This is a genomic window from Klebsiella sp. FDAARGOS_511 (assembly GCF_003812845.1).
Taxonomy (GTDB): Bacteria; Pseudomonadota; Gammaproteobacteria; order Enterobacterales; family Enterobacteriaceae; genus Klebsiella; species Klebsiella grimontii.
Map to the genome: position 1 here is coordinate 2813070 of NZ_CP033824.1, position 19654 is coordinate 2832723.

General features: G+C 56.4%; 15 protein-coding genes and 1 pseudogene. 9 read left to right on the forward strand and 7 right to left on the reverse strand.

What is annotated here, in order from left to right:
• Nucleotides 1-200: 200 nt before the first annotated feature.
• The 9 genes from rhaB to rhaM all read left to right on the forward strand — a co-directional run bounded on the left by rhaB (nucleotide 201) and on the right by rhaM (nucleotide 10150).
• Nucleotides 201-1667: a rhamnulokinase gene (gene rhaB, locus EGY08_RS14500; RefSeq protein ID WP_123828604.1), complete on the forward strand. Its 1467-nt coding sequence runs from the start codon at nucleotides 201-203 to the stop codon at nucleotides 1665-1667.
• Nucleotides 1664-2923: an L-rhamnose isomerase gene (gene rhaA, locus EGY08_RS14505; RefSeq protein ID WP_004127202.1), complete on the forward strand. Its 1260-nt coding sequence runs from the start codon at nucleotides 1664-1666 to the stop codon at nucleotides 2921-2923. The genes rhaB and rhaA overlap by 4 nt, the downstream gene beginning before the upstream one ends.
• 136 nt (nucleotides 2924-3059) lie before the next feature.
• Nucleotides 3060-3890 (forward strand): rhamnulose-1-phosphate aldolase, encoded by an 831-nt coding sequence (gene rhaD, locus EGY08_RS14510; protein ID WP_004127198.1) that lies wholly within the window; start codon nucleotides 3060-3062, stop codon nucleotides 3888-3890.
• An 85-nt stretch (nucleotides 3891-3975) separates the two neighbouring features.
• Nucleotides 3976-4962: a rhamnose ABC transporter substrate-binding protein gene (gene rhaS / locus EGY08_RS14515; RefSeq protein WP_004127197.1), complete on the forward strand. Its 987-nt coding sequence runs from the start codon at nucleotides 3976-3978 to the stop codon at nucleotides 4960-4962.
• Between the two features lie 96 nt (nucleotides 4963-5058).
• Nucleotides 5059-6570, forward strand: a complete 1512-nt coding sequence (locus EGY08_RS14520; protein WP_004127195.1) for a sugar ABC transporter ATP-binding protein — start codon at nucleotides 5059-5061, stop codon at nucleotides 6568-6570.
• The gene (locus EGY08_RS14525; protein ID WP_087828799.1) at nucleotides 6570-7574 is read left to right on the forward strand and encodes an ABC transporter permease; all 1005 of its coding nucleotides are present in this window, start codon (nucleotides 6570-6572) and stop codon (nucleotides 7572-7574) included. The genes EGY08_RS14520 and EGY08_RS14525 overlap by 1 nt, the downstream gene beginning before the upstream one ends.
• Nucleotides 7571-8575: an ABC transporter permease gene (locus tag EGY08_RS14530; protein ID WP_004127192.1), complete on the forward strand. Its 1005-nt coding sequence runs from the start codon at nucleotides 7571-7573 to the stop codon at nucleotides 8573-8575. Before EGY08_RS14525 ends, EGY08_RS14530 begins: the two co-directional genes overlap by 4 nt.
• A gap of 115 nt (nucleotides 8576-8690) precedes the next feature.
• Entirely contained in the window at nucleotides 8691-9839 is a 1149-nt protein-coding gene (gene fucO, locus EGY08_RS14535) for a lactaldehyde reductase (RefSeq protein WP_123828605.1), read from the forward strand.
• Nucleotides 9836-10150: an L-rhamnose mutarotase gene (rhaM, locus tag EGY08_RS14540; protein ID WP_123828606.1), complete on the forward strand. Its 315-nt coding sequence runs from the start codon at nucleotides 9836-9838 to the stop codon at nucleotides 10148-10150. Before fucO ends, rhaM begins: the two co-directional genes overlap by 4 nt.
• Nucleotides 10151-10204: 54 nt before the next feature.
• On the opposite strand, the gene EGY08_RS14545 is transcribed toward rhaM, so the two are convergent.
• The 7 genes and pseudogenes from EGY08_RS14545 to EGY08_RS14575 form a co-directional block, all read right to left on the reverse strand.
• Entirely contained in the window at nucleotides 10205-11569 is a 1365-nt protein-coding gene (locus EGY08_RS14545; RefSeq protein ID WP_123828607.1) for a NosD domain-containing protein, read from the reverse strand.
• A 97-nt stretch (nucleotides 11570-11666) separates the two neighbouring features.
• Nucleotides 11667-13055: a glycoside-pentoside-hexuronide (GPH):cation symporter gene (locus EGY08_RS14550; protein ID WP_004127186.1), complete on the reverse strand. Its 1389-nt coding sequence runs from the start codon at nucleotides 13053-13055 to the stop codon at nucleotides 11667-11669.
• Nucleotides 13056-13124: 69 nt separating this feature from the next.
• Nucleotides 13125-14135: a LacI family DNA-binding transcriptional regulator gene (locus EGY08_RS14555; protein ID WP_004127185.1), complete on the reverse strand. Its 1011-nt coding sequence runs from the start codon at nucleotides 14133-14135 to the stop codon at nucleotides 13125-13127.
• Nucleotides 14136-14606: 471 nt separating this feature from the next.
• Nucleotides 14607-15395, reverse strand: a pseudogene (locus tag EGY08_RS14560) (carbohydrate porin); the annotation flags it as partial.
• 93 nt (nucleotides 15396-15488) lie between these two features.
• Nucleotides 15489-16079 carry a DapH/DapD/GlmU-related protein gene (locus EGY08_RS14565; protein ID WP_049113468.1) on the reverse strand — a complete coding sequence of 197 codons (591 nt, stop codon included), beginning with the start codon at nucleotides 16077-16079 and terminating at the stop codon, nucleotides 15489-15491.
• A 55-nt stretch (nucleotides 16080-16134) separates the two neighbouring features.
• Nucleotides 16135-17400 (reverse strand): MFS transporter, encoded by a 1266-nt coding sequence (locus EGY08_RS14570; protein WP_004127178.1) that lies wholly within the window; start codon nucleotides 17398-17400, stop codon nucleotides 16135-16137.
• 41 nt (nucleotides 17401-17441) lie between these two features.
• Nucleotides 17442-19565 carry an alpha-galactosidase gene (locus EGY08_RS14575; RefSeq protein WP_123828608.1) on the reverse strand — a complete coding sequence of 708 codons (2124 nt, stop codon included), beginning with the start codon at nucleotides 19563-19565 and terminating at the stop codon, nucleotides 17442-17444.
• Nucleotides 19566-19654: the final 89 nt, after the last annotated feature.

Below are 19654 nucleotides of genomic sequence, written 5' to 3' on the forward strand. Positions count from 1 at the left end.
TTCAAGAAATGACGGGAAAGATCGGGAACTGCGGACAACATCACATCCCGCACGCCACCGCGGAGAAAACGAAACTGTGACCTCTCTCACGGTCACCTTTGCTTTCTTGCCAGCGGCCAATTTTCCCTGTCAGTAACAAGAAGGTGAGCCTGACGCGACTTTTTTAGACTGCATGCAATGATTTTCACAAGGATCTTCCCATGAGTCTTCGTCATTGTGTCGCCGTTGATTTAGGCGCCTCCAGCGGGCGGGTGATGCTAGCCAGCTATCAACCCGCCCAGCAAACCCTGGCCCTGCGCGAAATTCACCGCTTTACCAATAGTCTGCAGAAGGTCGATGGCTTCGACTGCTGGGATCTCGATAGCCTGGAAGAGGAAATTCGCCGCGGTCTGGAGAAGGTCTGCGAACAGGGCATCCTGATCGACAGCATCGGCATTGATACCTGGGGCGTGGATTATGTCCTGCTGGATAAACAGGGCCAGCGTGTCGGCCTGCCGGTTTCCTATCGCGACTCTCGCACCCAGGGCCTGATGCGCCACGCCGAAGCCCAACTGGGCCGCGCGGAAATCTACCGCCGCAGCGGCATTCAGTTTCTGCCGTTTAACACCCTTTATCAGCTGCGCGCGCTGGTTGAACAGCAGCCGGAGCTGGTCAGCCAGGCCGCGCACGCGCTGCTGATCCCGGACTACTTTAGCTTCCGCCTGACCGGCAACATGAACTGGGAATACACCAACGCCACCACCACGCAGTTGGTCAACATCAACAGCGATAGCTGGGATGAAGACCTGCTGAACTGGAGCGGCGCGCCGCGCGAATGGTTCGGTACGCCGACCCATCCCGGCAACGTCATCGGCCACTGGATTTGCCCGCAGGGCAATCACATCCCGGTGGTCGCCGTCGCCAGCCACGATACCGCCAGCGCGGTTATCGCCTCGCCGCTGGCCAGCAAAAACGCCGCCTACCTCTCTTCCGGCACCTGGTCGCTGATGGGCTTTGAAAGCAAAACCCCCTGCACCAGCGATGCGGCGCTAAGAGCCAATATCACCAACGAAGGTGGCGCCGAAGGCCGCTATCGGGTGCTGAAAAATATTATGGGCCTGTGGCTGCTGCAGCGGGTGCTCAAGGAGCAAAACGTCGGCGACCTGCCAGCGCTGATCGCGCGTACCGCTGCGCTTCCGGCCTGCCGCTTCGTCATCGACTGCAACGATGACCGCTTTATCAACCCGGACCACATGAGCGCGGAAATCCAGGCCGCCTGCCGCGAATCCGGGCAGCCGGTTCCTGATACCGACGCCGAACTGGCGCGCTGCATTTTCGACAGCCTGGCGCTGCTCTACGCCCGGGTGCTCAACGAGCTGGCGGCGCTGAGCGGTCAGCCGTTCAGCCAGCTGCATATCGTCGGCGGCGGCTGCCAGAACGAACTGCTTAACCAGCTGTGCGCCGACGCCTGCGGCATCACCGTGGTTGCCGGCCCGGTTGAGGCCTCCACGCTTGGCAATATCGGTATCCAGCTGATGACCCTGGATGAGTTGAACAACGTCGATGAATTCCGTCAGGTGGTACGACAAAACTACGCCCTCACTACCTTTACCCCTAATCCTGAAAATGAAATTGCCCGCTTCGTCGCGCAGTTTCAGCCACAACAGAACAAGGAGCTTTGCGCATGACCACTCAACTTGAACAAGCCTGGGAAATTGCCAAACAGCGCTACGCCAGCGTCGGCGTGGACGTCGAGGAGGCCTTGCGCCAGCTGGATCGCCTGCCCGTGTCCATGCACTGCTGGCAGGGCGATGACGTCGTCGGTTTCGAAAACCCGGAAGGAAGCCTGACCGGCGGTATTCAGGCCACCGGCAACTACCCGGGTAAAGCGCGTAACGCCAGCGAGCTGCGCGCCGACCTTGAGCAGGCGATGAGCCTGATCCCCGGGCCAAAACGCCTGAACCTGCACGCGCTCTATCTGGAATCCGATACGCCGGTATCGCGCAATGAAATTAAGCCGGAGCACTTTAAAAACTGGGTGACGTGGGCGAAAGCCAACAAGCTGGGGCTGGATTTTAACCCCTCCTGCTTCTCGCATCCGCTGAGCGCCGACGGCTTTACGCTGTCGCACGCCAACGATGAAATCCGTCAGTTCTGGATCGATCACTGCAAGGCCAGCCGCCGTATTTCCGCTTACTTCGGCGAGCAGCTGGGCACGCCGTCAGTGATGAATATCTGGATCCCGGACGGCATGAAGGATATTACCGTCGACCGCTTCGCGCCGCGCCAGCGTCTGCTGAACGCGCTCGATGAAGTGATTAGCGAAAAGCTCGACCCGGCGCACCACATTGACGCCGTGGAGAGCAAGCTGTTCGGTATCGGCGCGGAAAGCTACACCGTCGGCTCCAACGAGTTCTACATGGGTTACGCCACCAGCCGCCAGACCGCCCTGTGCCTGGATGCAGGCCACTTCCATCCGACGGAAGTCATCTCCGACAAGATCTCCGCCGCGATGCTCTATATCCCGCGCCTGCTGCTGCACGTTAGCCGCCCGGTACGCTGGGACAGCGACCACGTGGTACTGCTGGATGACGAAACCCAGGCCATCGCCAGCGAAATCATCCGTCACGATCTGTTCGACCGCGTGCATATCGGCCTCGATTTCTTCGACGCTTCGATTAACCGCATCGCGGCGTGGGTGATTGGCACGCGCAATATGAAGAAAGCGCTGCTGCGCGCCCTGCTGGAACCGACCGCCCAGCTGCGTCAGCTGGAAGTCGACGGCGACTACACCGCCCGTCTGGCGCTGCTGGAAGAGCAGAAGTGCCTGCCGTGGCAGGCCATCTGGGAGATGTACTGTCAGCGTCACGATACGCCGGCGGGCAGCCAGTGGCTGGATAACGTACGCGCTTATGAAAATGCGGTTCTGAGCCAGCGCGGGTAATGCCTGGACGTTCCCCGGGTCGCGGCCGGGCTACGAACTGGTAGCCCGGATAAGCCGTTTACGGCGCAATCCGGGGCTCGCACATATTCAGGGCGAGGGGCCAACCCCGCGCCGAATCAACAGGAAAGACAAGACTATGCAGACCATTATCGACGCCTGGTTCGTCCAGGGCATGATTAAAGCCACTTCCGACGCCTGGCTGAAAGGCTGGGACGAGCGCAACGGCGGCAACCTGACGCTGCGCCTGGACGAAGCGGATATTGAACCCTACGCGGCGGATTTTCACGCCAAACCGCGCTATATCGCCCTGAGCCAGCCGATGCCGACGCTGGCTAACCAGCCGTTTATCGTCACCGGTTCCGGTAAATTCTTCCGTAACGTCCAGCTCGACCCGGCGGCTAACCTCGGGGTGGTGAAAGTCGACAGCGACGGCGCGGGATACCATATTCTTTGGGGCCTGACCAACGACGCGGTGCCCACTTCCGAGCTGCCGGCGCACTTCCTGTCGCACAGCGAGCGCATCCGGCTGACCAACGGCAAAGACCGGGTGATCATGCACTGTCACGCCACCAACCTGATCGCCCTGACCTACGTGCTGGAGAACACCAGCGATCTGTTCACCCGCAAGCTGTGGGAAGGAAGTACCGAATGTCTGGTGGTCTTCCCGGACGGCGTCGGCATCCTGCCGTGGATGGTGCCGGGTACCGACGAAATCGGCCAGGCCACCGCCGAGGCGATGCAGAAACATTCGCTGGTGCTGTGGCCGTTCCACGGCGTTTTCGGCAGCGGCCCCAATCTGGACGAAACCTTCGGCCTGATCGATACCGCCGAGAAATCCGCTGAGGTGCTGGTGAAAGTCTATTCAATGGGCGGGATGAAACAAACTATCACCCGCGAAGAGCTGATAGCCCTTGGCAAACGCTTCAACGTTCAACCCCTGCAGTCCGCATTAGACCTTTATCAATAACAACATCGCGCCCCGCTCACTGAGACGGGGCGAAAAAAACACCTGCAAACCCTACAAACTAACTCGATTATGTGGAGTAAAAGCAATGAAAACAAACACAAGCTTGATCCTCACCGTTGCCATCCTGGCGTTGTCCGGTTCCGCTTTAGCCGAAGTCAAAATCGCCCTCGTGGCGAAATCATTGGGAAATGGATTCTTCGAAGCAGCGAACGTCGGCGCGCAGGAAGCGGCCAAAGAGTTAGGCGATGTCAAAGTGATCTATACCGGCCCGACCACCACCACCGCCGAAGCGCAGATCGAAGTGCTGAATGGTTTGATCGCCCAGGGGGTGGATGCGATCGCCATTTCCGCTAACGATCCCGACGCCGTGGTGCCGGTGCTGAAAAAAGCGATGCAGCGCGGTATTAAGGTGGTCTCCTGGGACTCCGGCGTCGCGCCGGCGGGCCGCCAGATCCATCTTAATCCGTCCAATAACGCGCTGATTGGCGAAACCAACGTTAAGCTCGCCGCCGATGCGCTGAAGGCGCTGAACGTGGAAAAAGGCGATGTGGCGATTTTAAGCGCCACCCCAACCTCCACCAACCAGAACATCTGGATTGAGGAGATGAAAAAGGTGCTGCCGCAGTACCCGTCCGTCAATCTGGTGACCGTCGCCTACGGGGACGATCTGTCGGATAAAAGCTACCGCGAAGCGGTGGGCCTGCTGAAGTCATACCCTGACCTGAAAGTGATTGTTTCGCCTTCGTCGGTGGGGATCGTGGCCGCCGCGCAGGCGGTAAAAGATCAGGGCAAAATCGGCAAGGTCTACGTTACCGGGCTGGGGCTACCGTCGGAAATGGCTGGGGCGATTAAATCCGGCGCCAGCAAAAGCTTCGCCATCTGGAATCCGATTGACCTCGGCTACGCCGCCACGTATCTGGCCGACGATTTAGTCAAAGGCACGGCGACCAAAACCGAAGCCAATATGGGCAAACTGGGCAAAGTGAAGCTGGACGCCGACGGTAGCGGCGCGATGGCCGAACCGTTCGTCTACGATGCGAGCAACATCGATAAGTTCTCAAAAATCTTCTAATCCCCCTTACCCGACCCTCTCTCCTCAAGGGAGAAGGAACAAACCACTCTCTCGCTCTTTGGGGGAGGGTAAAGGGTAATTTGACGGAGAACTATCATGTCAGCATCCACCCCACTGCTGTCGCTGAAGGGCATCACCAAGGTTTTTCCCGGTGTCCGCGCCCTTGAAAACGTGCAGCTCGATCTCTGGCCCGGCAAAGTGACCGCTTTAATCGGCGAAAACGGCGCGGGGAAATCTACGCTGGTCAAAGTGATGACCGGCATTTATCAGCCCGAAGAGGGCGAGATTCTCTATAAAGCGATCCCTATCCAACTGCCGAACCCGGAGTCGGCGCACAAGGTCGGGATCACCGCGATTCATCAGGAAACCGTGTTGTTCGACGAACTCTCGGTGACCGAAAATATCTTCGTCGGCCAGTATCTGCATCGCGGCCTGCTGAAGAAGCTCGACTGGCCCGCCATGCACCGCAAAGCCAGCGAAATTCTCACCCGCCTCGAGGTACAGATTGACCCGCGCGCGACGCTGAAAACCCTCAGCATCGCCCAACGCCATATGGTAGCCATCGCCCGGGCGCTCTCCTTTGAAGCCCAGGTGGTGATCCTCGATGAGCCGACGGCGGCGCTCTCGCAGCATGAAATTCTGGAGTTTTATCAAATCGTTGAGCGCCTGAAGCAGGACGGTAAAGCGATTCTGTTTATCTCGCATAAGTTCGATGAGATTTTCGAGCTGGCGGACTACTACACCATTCTGCGCGACGGCGTGTACGTCAGCTCCGGCGCGATTAACGATATCACCGAAGAGCGGATGGTGGCGATGATGGTGGGCCGCGCGATTACCCAAACCTACCCGAAAGTCGACTGTATTCCGGGAGAAACGGTGCTGGAGGTGAAAGACCTTTGCCACCCCACCGAGTTCGCCCATATCAGCTTCAGCCTGCGCAAAGGGGAGATTCTTGGCTTTTACGGCCTGGTGGGCGCCGGGCGCACCGAGCTGATGCAGGCGCTCTCCGGAGTCTCACATCCCTCTTCCGGCGATATTGTGCTGAAGGGGAAACCGATGCGCTTTCGCCAGCCGGCCGACGCGATCGGCGCCGGTATCGTCTGCGTGCCGGAAGAGCGGCAGAAGCAGGGAGCGATTATCGCCCTGCCGATCGCCCAGAACATCAGCCTGCCGCAGCTCAGCAAACTGAACCCCGGCGGCGTGCTTAACGACGCCCGCGAATGGCGGCTGGCGGACGAGTACGCTTCGCGCCTGCAGGTTAAGGCCTTTAGCTGGCGGCAGGCGGTGGAAACCCTTTCCGGCGGCAATCAGCAAAAAGTGGTGATCGGCAAATGGCTGGCGACCCATCCCGAGGTGATTATCCTCGACGAACCGACCAAAGGCATCGATATCGGCTCCAAAGCGGCGGTGCACCAGTTTATGTCCGAGCTGGTCAGCCAGGGGCTGGCGGTGATTATGGTCTCTTCGGAGCTGCCGGAAGTGATGGGTATGGCCGACCGGATTATCGTGATGCATGAAGGGCTGATGGTCGCCGAGTACCGCGCCGGTGAAGCGACGGCGGAAACCATCGTTAGCGCCGCCAGCGGCATTGGTCAGGAGGCAGCGTAATGGGCCGACAACTGCTTAAACACCGTGAAGCGCTGCTGGCGGTGGTCGTCATTTTGATGATCGGCGCGATCGGCAGCCGGGCGCCGTCGTTCGTCTCGCCGGGCAATCTGGTGGAGATGTTTAACGACACCGCCATCCTCATCATCCTCGCCCTCGGCCAGATGATGGTACTGCTGACCAAAGGCATCGATCTGTCGATGGCCGCCAACCTGGCGCTGACCGGGATGATCGTCGCCCTGCTCAACGCCCACTATCCGGGTATTCCGGTGGCGGCGCTGCTGGCGCTGGCGACCCTGCTGGGCCTGCTGATGGGGATAATTAACGGCCTGCTGGTCTGGCGGCTCGGCATCCCGGCCATCGTGGTCACGCTGGGCACCATGAGTATTTATCGCGGGATCATCTTCCTGCTCTCCGACGGCGGCTGGGTGAACTCGCACCAGATGAGCGCCGATTTTCTCGGCCTGCCGCGCGCCTCGCTGCTGGGGCTGCCGCTGCTGAGCTGGTGCGCCATCGCCGCACTGCTGCTGGTGGGCTATTTCCTGCGCTACAGCCGCACCGGTCGGGCTTTGTACACTGCGGGCGGCAACGCGACGGCGGCGTACTACACCGGGATTAACGCCGGGAAAATGCAGTTTGTCAGCTTCTGCCTCTCCGGCGCGCTGGCCGGGTTCTGCGGCTATCTGTGGATCTCGCGCTTCGCCGTCGCCTATGTCGATGTCGCCAACGGTTTTGAACTGCAGGTAGTCGCCGCCTGCGTCATCGGCGGCATCAGCACCATGGGCGGAACCGGTCGCGTGCTCGGCTGTCTGTGCGGCGCGCTGTTCCTTGGGGTGATTAATAACGCGCTGCCGGTGATTGGCATTTCGCCGTTCTGGCAAATGGCCATTTCCGGCGCGGTGATCGTCATTGCGGTGCTGCTTAACGAACGCGGTAATAAAGGTAGCGGGCGATTAATCCTGCGCAACGCGGCGCTGGCGCGGCAGAAACAGGCGGTGAAATCATGAGCAAAATAATGATGTCTGAAGAGATGAAAAGCGCCCCGGCCGCGCCGTCGCCGCTGCGCCGTCTGCTGTGCTGGGAAGGGTTTCTGCTGGCGGTAACCCTGGCGGTATTCGTGGTTAACGCCCTGGCGTCGCCCTACTTCCTTAATATCTGGAACCTGTCGGACGCCACGTTTAACTTCACCGAAAAAGCGATCATCGTGTTGCCGATGGCGATGCTAATTATCGCCAGAGAGATCGACCTTTCGGTGGCGTCGACGATGGCGCTGAGCTCAACGGCGATGGGCTTCTGCGCGGCGGCGGGTATGGATACGCCGCTGCTGGTGGCCGTCGGGCTGGGCGTGGGGCTGCTGTGCGGCCTGTTCAACGGTATCCTGGTGACGCGCTTTAACCTATCGTCGATCGTCATCACCATCGGTACCATGAGCCTGTATCGCGGGATAACCTACATTCTGCTCGGCGACAAGGCGCTCAATCACTACCCGGAGAGCTTCGCCTGGTTCGGCCAGGGCTACGTGTGGGGGGCGCTCTCTTTTGAGTTCGCGCTGTTTATCCTCCTCGCCGCCGCCTTTACCTTCCTGCTGCATAAAACCAACTTTGGCCGCCGGACCTACGCCATCGGCAATAACCCAACCGGGGCCTGGTTCTCTGGCATCAACGTCAAGCGTCACAATCTGGTGCTGTTCGCGCTGGTCGGGCTGATGGCCGGGCTGGCGGCGGTCCTGCTGACCTCGAGGCTCGGCAGCACCCGTCCGACGCTGGCGATGGGCTGGGAGCTGGCGGTCGTCACGATGGCGGTGCTCGGAGGCATCAATATTCTCGGCGGCTCCGGCAGCATGGTGGGGGTGATTATCGCCGCTTTCCTGATGGGGCTGGTGACGTTTGGCCTGAGCCTGCTCAACGTGCCGGGGATCGTGATGTCGATCATCATTGGCGCGATGCTGATCGTGGTGATCTCGCTGCCGATTATTACCCGGCGGATGATGCAGCGAAGACGAATTTAATTTCCCCTTCACACTGATCTGACCGGTACGTGTAGCCCGGGTAAGGCGCCAGCCGCGACCCGGGGGCGGGTGAAGGGAAACGGATTACCCAAAATCAACATTAAGGAGAATTATCATGAGTTTTATGTTGGCACTGCCCAAAATCAGCCTCCACGGCGCGGGCGCAATCGGCGATATGGTCAAGCTGGTGGCGGGCAAACAGTGGGGTAAAGCGCTGATCGTCACCGACGGTCATCTGGTTAAAATGGGCCTGCTCGATAGCCTGTTCACCGCCCTGGACGCCCAGCAGATGTCTTACCATCTGTTTGACGAGGTGTTCCCTAACCCAACGGAAGCGCTGGTGCAACAAGGCTACGCGGCGTATCAGGAAGCAAACTGCGACTTTATTATCGCCTTCGGCGGCGGCAGCCCAATTGATACCGCCAAAGCGGTCAAAATCCTCACCGCCAATCCGGGACCGTCCACCGCCTACTCCGGCGTCGGCAAGGTGATAAACGCCGGCGTGCCGCTGGTGGCGATCAACACCACAGCCGGAACAGCGGCGGAGATGACCAGCAACGCGGTGATCATCGACGCCGAGCGCAAGGTGAAAGAGGTGATTATCGACCCCAATATCATCCCGGATATTGCCGTCGATGACGCCAGCGTGATGCTGGATATCCCGCCATCCATTACCGCCGCCACCGGCATGGACGCGCTGACCCACGCCATTGAAGCCTTCGTGTCCGTTGGCGCGCATCCGCTGACCGACGCCAACGCCCTGGAGGCGATTCGCCTGATCAACCTGTGGCTGCCGAAAGCCGTGGACGACGGACATAACCTTGAAGCCCGCGAGCAGATGGCGTTTGGCCAGTATCTGGCGGGCATGGCGTTTAACAGCGCCGGTCTGGGCCTGGTGCACGCGCTGGCCCATCAGCCGGGCGCCACCCACAACCTGCCGCACGGCGTGTGCAACGCCATCCTGCTGCCGATCATCGAAAACTTTAACCGCCCGAACGCCGTCTCCCGTTTCGCCCGCGTGGCGCAGGCGATGGACGTCGATACCCGCGGCATGAGCGATGAGGCGGCCAGCATGGAGGCAATCAACGCCATCCGCGCGCTGAGCAAACGCGTCGGCATTCCGCAAGGCTTCAGCCAGCTTGGCGTTAGCAAAGCCGATATCGAAGGCTGGCTGGACAAAGCGCTGGCCGACCCGTGCGCGCCGTGCAACCCGCGCGCCGCCAGCCGCGATGAAGTTCGCGAACTCTATCTGGAGGCCTTATGATCCGCAAAGCTTTCGTTATGCAGGTCAACCCGGACGCGCATGAAGAGTATCAGCGCCGCCATAACCCCATTTGGCCGGAGCTGGAAGCGGTGCTGAAAGCCCACGGCGCGCAACATTACGCGATATATCTCGATAAAGCGCGCCATCTGCTGTTCGCCACGGTGGAGATTGAGTCCGAAGCGCGCTGGGATGCCGTCGCCAACACGGAGGTGTGCCAGCGCTGGTGGCGGCATATGCGCGACGTGATGCCCGCCAACCCGGACAACATTCCGGTAAGCGCGGAGCTCAAAGAGGTGTTTTATCTCGATTAAATCCCTGACGGCCCCGCTGCGTTTAGCGGGGCCACCGCTTGAGGTTGAAGAGCGTTACATCGTTCCGGGAACAGGCGTGGCCCTGAAGGCGTTTACCGCCCTGTCCATCAGCACCTGATTGTCACTTCCGCTATCCAGGATCGTGTTTTGCGCAGAGCGCTTTTCTACCAGCACGGCGACCGCATTGAGGGCTTTTAATCTGTCCGTGGTGAGCAAGGCGCTGACCTGCGCCGCAAAGCAGGCATCCTCTTCCAAAGTTTGCGCCTGCGACGCCGACGCCTCAGTCGTCGCCACGATATGGTTATTGGCAAGGTAGTTCCCCTTGCCGGCAACAAGACGGATGACGATCGGCTTTATTCCCTGCGGCTTGAGATACTGGACATCGACGGTTTCGGAAATATGATTGGCAATAATCGAGTTATTACTCCCGTCAATATACAGCAGACCATAGGTATCATCTCGCCCATTGTCATAAGCCTGCATCGGCGGCCAGGGCTCACGATCGCGCAAGAAGTGGTTTGCCGAGATCAGATTCTCCGCGCAGTTGTTCTCCATTATCAGCATGCCAGGATAAAACGAATGGAATCGGTTGCTGGTGACGCAGGAGCGTACAACGCCGGATAAGTGGACGCTGCTGGCGCCGCGCGGGAAAATATTGTTGGTAGAAATTAATAACCCGCCGAAGTTTTGCGCGTAAATGGAATAGCCTTTATAACCTGCGCCAATCAAGTTATCGGTTATTTTTGACGCCTGCCCGGCGCCGCGGAGTTCAATACAGTTACCACATTCGGCAATAAAGTTATTATGGATCGCCATCGCATCGCTGTTGTACGCGGTGAGGCCATGCTCGAGGTAGATGAACCCCATCCCGGTGATCCGAAAGGCGTCCTGCGCGCTGGCGATATAAATTCCGGTTTTACCGTTGGTGTAGGTATTTTCCGGATCGTTGTTTCCCAGCCCATCATCCACAAAGTGCAGACCATCAATACAGAAGTTTTCGAACGCCACCGAACTGATACGCGGCGCCCCGCTGCGCTTTACATAAAACGCGGCGCCGGCGTGCTCTTCATCGCCGTCCTGCGGACAAAGATCGACCAGGATACGGCTCCCGCCCGGCCACAGATCGTGCAGGTTCGGCCATTCATCCGCTGGGGTATTAAAGCGAATGCTTGAGGAGACAAAACCATGCCCGGCGCCCATTATTTTTAAATAGCTTATATCAATCAAGACCTGCGTCGTCAGATGATAATCGCCGGGCGGGATAAAGATAGCGGCGCCCGGTTTTCCGCCGTCGTTGATATCGGTTTCGGTTTGCCGGGATTTAATATCGGCGATAATACTATTAATCACTTCGCCAATATCCTGATAGGGATTACCCACCGGCCACCGCGTGACATCATAATAATTTTCAGGCACCATAAAAACCTCCTTTGATATTAAATAGAAATTAATAAGCAATATTTAAATCGTAGTTATTTCATTGTTGAATAAAACCGATACTCTGCGCTCCAGGTCATTAACCGTGGCCTTTTTCCAGCTCGCGCTTTGCCAGATCCGTTTTAATTCTTTCAAGGAAAGCGTTATTCAGCTTAAAATAGCGCACCAGATACGCGCTGATGAAATAACTCACCATCGGCAGCAGTGAAAACATCATGATAATACCTTGAATGGTCTGCGAATTTTGCTGCGGCTCATTCGCGACATAGCCGGTAAACGCCAGAATCCAGGCGACGATCGCGCCGGCGACCGCCAGACCCATTTTGAGCATAAACAGGTTTCCCGCGAAGGAGATGCCGGTCAGGCGTTTACCAAATTTCCAGTCGCCGTAATCGTCGACGTCGGACATCATCGCCCACAGAATAGGGCCAGACTGTATTAAATGCAGAACGTTAATAATGATGAACAGCGTCATCAGCGGGGTCAGGGATTGCGGATCAACAAACCACAGCGCAAATGAGAGAATGCCGAGAATAATATTAATAACGCGGAACAGCGCCAGCTTATCAAAGCGATCGGTAAGCGGTTTGGCAAGCACGCTGCCCAGCATATTACAGGCCACGCCCAGCGCCATAAAGAAGGTAATAAATCCAACCGACTCTTTCATGACGTAAGTAGCATAATAGATAGTGACGCCACCGCGGATAAATGCCGGGAAAACGTTCAGGAAGGTAATAGCGATCATCAGGAGCCACTGATCGTTTTTGATAATATCGCGCAGGTCTTTCTTCAACGACTCGTTTTGCTTCACCGACACCACCCGCTCTTTAATGCTGGAAAAGCAGAACAGGAACATCAGCGTTGCCGCGCCGCCCATAATGATCATGGTCAGTTGGAAACCGGAGGCGCGATCGCCGTTACCCAGCCAGTCCGTTAACGGCAGAATAGAGGAGGAAATAATTAATGTCGCCAGGCCATTAAGGAAAAAACGCCAGGACAGACAGCCCATACGCTCTTTCTGATTGAGGGTAATCACGCCGCCGACCGAGCAATAGGGAATATTAATCGCGGTGTAAATCAGCGACATGACAAGATAGGTGACCCAGGCATAGATAATCTTGCCGTTCATGCTGAGATCGGGGGTGGTAAACATCAGTACCGCGCCCAGGCCAAACGGAAGCGCCATCCATAATAACCATGGACGGAATTTACCCCAGCGCGAGATGGTGCGGTCGCAGATTGCCCCCATTAGCGGATCGCTAAAAGCGTCAAAGATACGGATAACCAGGAATAATGTGCCAACCACCCCGGCATTCAGGCCATAAACATCGGTATAAAACCACGTCAGATATAGCGCCAGGACGCTCCATATCATTCCCGACCCGGCGTCACCCATGCCGTAGCCTATCTTCTCCCTGAGCCCGAGCTTTTCATAAGCGCCTGGCTTTTCCATTGCGGTAGCAGACATAAATACACCTATTTTTGGTTAAAAGGAGCCCATGGCGCAAACGTTGCGCCATTACTAAATACCTATCCTTTACAGGGAGGTAATATTAATCTTTACGCTGCTCTCGCGGATAATTAACCGGGAGACGATTTCATGCATTTCAATACTGTCTGGCTGCTGTTGATGCTTCACCATCTGGAACGCGAGGTGGGCAATCTCATTGACCGGCTGCGCCACGCTGGTGATTTTTTTTGTTTGCGCCAGCAGGGTATTATCAAAACTGGCAATAGCAATATCTTCTGGAACGGAGATACCTTTTTCTTTAAGTCCATCGATAATATAGTTAGCGGCAATATCGTTATACACCAACAGGCATGAACAGGTACGCTCAGGCTCGCTGAGCTTCTCGATAATGACATCAAGAATTTGAATATGCCCGGAAACTCTCTCGCCTTCACCTTTGGCTATCCAGAACAAATTATCTTTGGCGAGGGTTAAGCCGTGGCTCGCTATTTTTTTGCTATACGATGATACCTTGCGATTATCAACACCTTCCTGGGCAACAAAGCCAAATGAAAGATGACCCGTGTGGATAAAATGTTCCGCAATACTTTCCGCCCCGCGATCCTGATTAATCGAAACGGAATTAAAGAACCGGGACACCTGGGTAACAACGGCGACCGGGATTCGGGTAATGGCTAACCATTCGGAAAGGTCGGCCTCCGCTTCCGTCGGTACCCATAACAAACTGTCAATGCCCATCCCCACCAGCGTATGAATAATATGTTTATCCTGCTGCGGCTGATTCTGATGCGTTTTAACGATCACCGATTTTCCAATATACCGGGCCTCTTCCTCCACTGTCGCTAATAGTTCACAGAAGTGAGGATTTACCAGGTTAGGCAACACCACGCCAATTAGCCCTGAACATTTACCGCTAAGCTGAAACGAACTCTTACTGGGGACGTAGCAGAGATAATCCATCGCATCGCGTACCGCCTGCCGGGTTTCCGGCACCACGCTGGGATGATTGTTAAGGACTCGTGATACGGTCGCCGTCGAGACCCCCGCTCTTTTCGCTACGTCTTTGATCGATGCCATGATGATTGAGTACGCCCCCTAACATTGGTGCTCACTATAAATTGTGATCGCGATCGAAAATGTAAGCCAGTTCACATGTTGCTTTGTTACATGGAATCACGTTTAGCCTTCGCATTTTTATTATTCTTTCCATGGCTTAAAGACGGGCCTATACAAAAGCATAAATCAGCGAAAAAGGATAATATATTATGTCAAAAAAATATTGCTGGCGATCGTGTGGGGTTTCACTAAAAGATACATAACGCATGAAGGTCCCTCATCCTTTTTTCGTGTAAACAACAGAATGTCAGATTGCTCCTTCACTCAGGATGAAGCATGAGAAATACTGGCTTAATTATTTATAGCGGCCATCATTCATTTAAATAATGTTCAATTAAAGAGAATACACTCTGCGTATAACTACAATTATTAGAAGAAATACTTAAAACGCACCCGCGCGCCGTAGCGATTGTCATCATCACCCTGGCTCAGCTTCTCGTTGCTGGCATCCATATAAGCGGTGTTCAGATTCATCACGACCCCGTTATCCGGGTCGCTCTTCAGGCCGTTCCAGGTCATAGTCAGGCCATCGCCGGCGCGGTCGTATAGATTTAGCCATGACCGTCGCTATATAGGTCGTTGGCGGTATTGCCGGAGTGCTCGACGAAGGTATCCTGATTCAGTGGGAACATATCTTACGCCTCAAAACACCCTACTTTCACCTGCCAGTCGTTCTCCTGACTAAAGAAGAAAACCGCGTTGTCGAGGTTCATCGAACCGGTTATGTCCGCTAGCGGCTGGACAGAGAACCCGGCTAAATAGCTGTTGTCCGTTTTATGGATACCGTCAAAACCGAGCAGAATACGGCCGTTTAAATCCCACTTATCGTAGGTGGGATCGCTGCCGACGTCGGCATTGGTCATGGCCAGCAGGCCACGTTTGCTTTCCGCATCCATATTGAATTCCACGTCACCGTAGATTTTCAGATCGCCATAGCCGGATAATTTCAGCTCAGGGACTGAAATATTCTTTTTACTCTCAGCAACCGGAGCCACGCTTTTAACCAGCGATGCTGGTTTGCGCCGTCTGCATAGCGGCATTCTGCTTCGCCTGTAAATTCCGCACCTGACCTTCGGCCAACGCCGCCCGGCGTTCAGCGGCGGCAAGCCGCGCTTCAAGCAGCTCCATACGTTGTTCCAGCATCAGGTGATTATTTTTCGCTACCGCTGAACCAGTTATTAAACATAAACCTATGGCTATCGATAATACTGTTTTATTCATTTTTATTATTCGGAGGTAAAAGAGGGCCAGGTGAGTCATAAACTCACCCGTATCTTTTTATATCACGCACATTTTCTGTTTTATTTTGGATATTCATCCCGCGAACAGCTGATATTTATTTTTATCTTCATCGGTAATTTCTCTTAATACCCGACAGGGGACCCCAACGGCCACCACGTTCGCCGGTATGGAACGGTTCACCACGCTGCCGGCTCCAATGACCGAGTTTTTACCAATTGTGACGCCAGGGTTGATAATTACCCCGGTACCAAGCCATACGCCATCCTCGATGATAACCGGCTGAGAGAACTGCTGCTGGGTGTGGCGCAGATCCGGATGAACCGGATGGCCCGCGGTGGAAATGGTCACATTGGGCGCAAACATCACGTTATTGCCGATGATAATGTCGGCATCATCAACCAGCGTCAGGTTAAAGTTCGCGTAAAAATTATCGCCAATGGTGGTGTGGGTGCCGTAGGCTACGTGAATCGGCGGTTCTATCCAGCACTGCTCGCCCACGGCGGCGAACATCCGCTGAATAATGTCGTTTCTTAATTCCTGATTAAAGGGGTGCGAGTGGTTGTATTCATAAGCTCGCGCCTTGCCCATCAGCCGCTGTTCCGGTAAACCATATCCTGAATCAAGATAGAGTTCGCCGCTGTTCATTCTTGCTTTCATATCCATAGTGCAAATTTTCCTCATCTCGCCAGCACATCCCAGTGCATTATCGACCTGTTTTCTAAACCGTCATCGCGTTATCGCGCATCTTTTCCGACGCGGCTTTGCCCGATAAGGTAAAGGCGGATATCAAGGTGACGGTCAGGGCAATGCCGCCAAGGATCATATAAGTATCCTGGAAGCCGATACGGTCATACATATTTCCGGCAAAAGCGGAGAGAAAAATCGCCGCCACCTGTTTGGAAAACTGGAAGCCGACCAGGTAAATCGTCGCCGACAGGCGAACGTCAAACACGCCGGTAATATATTTAAACGCGCCTACCAGCAAGAACGGGACCTCCAGCGCATGGAGCATTTTCAGCGCCACCACTTCAGCGGCCGTCGTGGCGAACGATGAACCGATCATCCTCGCCGCCATCACCATCCCGGCAATCAGCAGCGTATTCTTCGCCCCGATGCGGTTAATAATCCACGGCGAACTGAACATAATAATCGCGTTGCATATTTCCCCGGCAGTGGTCGCAAAACCAAAGGCGCGGGTGCCCGATTCCGGCGTGGCGAAGAAAGATTTGAAGAAGGTGGCAAACTGCTGGTCAAAGACGTCATATACGCAGGCGACGCCGATAACGTAGAGAATGAACATCCACATTTTGCGCTGACGGAACATGCGCACGGCGGTTTTTAAATCGACCGACGAACGGTTAGCGCCCAGCGAATCCATCACCTGCGCGGTCTGGCTGGCCTGCGGTTTCGCGATAGACACCAGTACGACCAGCACTAGCGCGGCGGCCGACCCCATCCAGAACACCCACTCGGGATTAACGCTGAACAGCATCCCCGCCGTGGTGGCGCACAGCGCCCAGCCGAGGCAGCCAAAAGTCCGCGCCTTGCCGTATTCAAACCCGCTGTTGCGGCTCACGCGCTCAATATAGGCTTCCATCGCCCCGGCGCCGGCGGAGAAAACAAAACCGATATAGGCCCCGCCGCTCAGCGCCCCGAGCCAGATATTGCTTTTCAGCAGCGGCGCAAAGACATAGAGGAAAAAGGGGGCGATCAGCACCAGCAGCACCGTCACGATCCACATAAGATGCTTTTTCAGCCCCAGCTTATCGGAGATCACGCCCAGTATCGGCTGAAAGCAGATAGCGAACAGCGACAGGCTGGAGAAAACAATACCGGTCTCGGTTTTATTCAGGCCGATGACGTCCGATAGCCAGATTGGCAAAAACGGAAAGCAGGTGGCCATAATGAAAAAGTAGAGAAAGAAGAACAGCCCGAAAATCCAGAAATTGGGGTTGTTTTTATGGGTACAGGCGGTCGGGTTCATTGTGTACTCCTCAAAAAGGGCCGACGCGCGGCCCGTTACCATCACACGCGTTGCAGGCCAATCAAAATGGCGCTTTCCGGGTCGAGGATTGGCAGCGCCAGCCCCGCCAGTTGTAACCACTCGCCGCTGACGGTCTGCGGCGTCGTCATCCATTCCGGCAGCTTACGCATCGTATGGCCGCCCTCTCCCGTAATCTGGATATCAGGATGGTCGAGCAGCGTCACCCGGTAGCGGGCTCCCGCTTCCAGTCCCGCCACGCGCAGCGGCGCCATCAGGGTGTAGTCCGGCATCGCCAGTTGACTGACGAGGAAGATTGCCCGGCTCCGATCTTCACTCACCACACCGTGCGCGAGGGTTGTGGCGTCCGGCATATCGATACGCCACTGCACGCCATGATGAATGACATCGCGCCACTGCTTATGCAGCGCCGCGTATTTACGGTAGCCCGCGCGCTCCTGCTCATCGGCGGTCACCGGATCCAGCTCAAGCCCCATATGGCCAAACAGCGCCGTCAGGCCGCGAAACGCAATACTGTGCTGGCGGAAGGTGGCGTGGCAGTGGCGGTTGCCGATGTGCGCGCCCATCACTTCCGGCGGGAAGAAGTAGCTCATACCGCGCTGGATGGTGTTGCGCTCGAGGGCATCATTATTGTCGGAAGCCCAGAAGCGATGGCTGCGCTTCAGCACTTCATAATCGATACGCCCGCCGCCGGAGGAGCAGGATTCAAATTCAATATGCGGGAAGCGGGCCACCAGCGTATCCAGCAGGCGATAGAACTGGCGAGTTTGCGCATCGGCGGCGGCTTTACCATTATGGGCAGGCTGCACCAGTTCACGGTTCATATCCCACTTCACATAGTCCACGGCGTGCTCGCCCAGCAGCCAGCTCATTCGTTCCAGCAGATAATCAAAGGCTTCCGGGATATTCAGGTTCAGGACAAACTGATGACGTCCGGGGATCGGCGTATAGCCCGGCAGCGCCAGCAACCAGTCAGGATGTGCGCGGTATAAATCGGAGTTCGGATTGATCATCTCTGGCTCAACCCAGATGCCGAACTCCATCCCCAGCGACTTCACATGGTCGATAACCGGGGTCAAACCGTCAGGATATTTTTCCTCATCAAGATACCAGTCGCCGAGCGCCGCCCAGTCGTCATTGCGCCCTTTAAACCAGCCATCATCAATAATAAAGCGCTCCACGCCCAGCCCCGCCGCCTCATCCGCCATGCGCATGATGTACTGCGGGTCGTGGTCGAAATAGATCCCTTCCCAGGTGTTGAGATGCACCGGGCGCGGTTTGTTGTCCGGGAAGCGAATAATCTGTTCGCGCAAATAGCGGTGGAACTGCTGGCTCATGCCGTTCAGCCCTTGTGCTGAATAGCTGGCGTAGAGGTTCGGCGTCCACAGCGTTTCCCCTTCCGCCAGCGCCATTTCGCCCGCCAGATAGAGCGCTTCCGCCTGCAGGTAGCGCCGTCCGTCGGTTTTCACTTCCGCCCGCAGGCGGTGGTTACCGCTCCAGCCCAGATGCACGCCCCACACTTCGCCCTGCATCTCGCTAAAGGCGCGGCTGCCGGTAATCAGCGCCGGGAAATGTTCGTGAGAGGTGCGTCCGCGGCGGTTTTCCAGCACGAAGCTGTCGTGTTCAAGGATCAAACGATGAGGCTGGAATTCGCGGATCCAGCGGCCATGAAAAGCCATCACTTCGCGGGCGCGTTCGGCGACCGGCAGCGTGACTGCCAGACGTTCCACCTGCCACGGCTGCGGGCGCAGGTTGGTTAAGCCATGGCGCACGCTCAGCACGCCGCTGCTATCAAGCTGGATTTCACTGCATAACCGCAGGCCAGCCTGCGCGTCTTCGCTGAAAAGAGTAACCTTCCGCCCGTCCTGCACCACCTCGGTGGTGGTGAAAATAGGCGAGGCATCAAGCCCCTGGCGGTGACCCTCAATGCCCGGCGCGCCAAATAGACCGTGCCCCAATTCAGCCATCAAGGTCACCGGTGAATCCACGTCGAGGCGGCCGTTGGCCACCGGACGGGCGATACTGGCGGCATCCTGAGGCGAAAAGTGGCTTAAATGCGGTCCCCAGTAGATAATTTCGGCGAACGGATGGGTTTTGATCACCACGTCGGCCGCTGCGCTTTGCAGGTGTAAAATCGAATCAGACATTAGACATCTCCACAACAAGGAATGTCTTACTGTTGATCCGAAACGTTTCGGGTGCCAACCAAAACGTTTCGGATCCGTGATCGAGTTCA

What these genes read in the sequence shown, in the direction of transcription:
- rhaB (WP_123828604.1), top strand. Translation starts at nt 201, where the DNA reads ATGAGTCTTCGTCATTGTGTCGCCGTTGATTTAGGCGCCTCCAGCGGG.
- EGY08_RS14570 (WP_004127178.1), bottom strand. Translation starts at nt 17,400, where the DNA reads ATGAACCCGACCGCCTGTACCCATAAAAACAACCCCAATTTCTGGATT.
- fucO (WP_123828605.1), top strand. Translation starts at nt 8,691, where the DNA reads ATGAGTTTTATGTTGGCACTGCCCAAAATCAGCCTCCACGGCGCGGGC.
- EGY08_RS14545 (WP_123828607.1), bottom strand. Translation starts at nt 11,569, where the DNA reads ATGGTGCCTGAAAATTATTATGATGTCACGCGGTGGCCGGTGGGTAAT.
- EGY08_RS14555 (WP_004127185.1), bottom strand. Translation starts at nt 14,135, where the DNA reads ATGGCATCGATCAAAGACGTAGCGAAAAGAGCGGGGGTCTCGACGGCG.
- rhaS (WP_004127197.1), top strand. Translation starts at nt 3,976, where the DNA reads ATGAAAACAAACACAAGCTTGATCCTCACCGTTGCCATCCTGGCGTTG.
- rhaM (WP_123828606.1), top strand. Translation starts at nt 9,836, where the DNA reads ATGATCCGCAAAGCTTTCGTTATGCAGGTCAACCCGGACGCGCATGAA.
- EGY08_RS14550 (WP_004127186.1), bottom strand. Translation starts at nt 13,055, where the DNA reads ATGTCTGCTACCGCAATGGAAAAGCCAGGCGCTTATGAAAAGCTCGGG.
- EGY08_RS14525 (WP_087828799.1), top strand. Translation starts at nt 6,570, where the DNA reads ATGGGCCGACAACTGCTTAAACACCGTGAAGCGCTGCTGGCGGTGGTC.
- EGY08_RS14565 (WP_049113468.1), bottom strand. Translation starts at nt 16,079, where the DNA reads ATGGATATGAAAGCAAGAATGAACAGCGGCGAACTCTATCTTGATTCA.
- rhaD (WP_004127198.1), top strand. Translation starts at nt 3,060, where the DNA reads ATGCAGACCATTATCGACGCCTGGTTCGTCCAGGGCATGATTAAAGCC.
- EGY08_RS14520 (WP_004127195.1), top strand. Translation starts at nt 5,059, where the DNA reads ATGTCAGCATCCACCCCACTGCTGTCGCTGAAGGGCATCACCAAGGTT.
- EGY08_RS14530 (WP_004127192.1), top strand. Translation starts at nt 7,571, where the DNA reads ATGAGCAAAATAATGATGTCTGAAGAGATGAAAAGCGCCCCGGCCGCG.
- rhaA (WP_004127202.1), top strand. Translation starts at nt 1,664, where the DNA reads ATGACCACTCAACTTGAACAAGCCTGGGAAATTGCCAAACAGCGCTAC.
- EGY08_RS14575 (WP_123828608.1), bottom strand. Translation starts at nt 19,565, where the DNA reads ATGTCTGATTCGATTTTACACCTGCAAAGCGCAGCGGCCGACGTGGTG.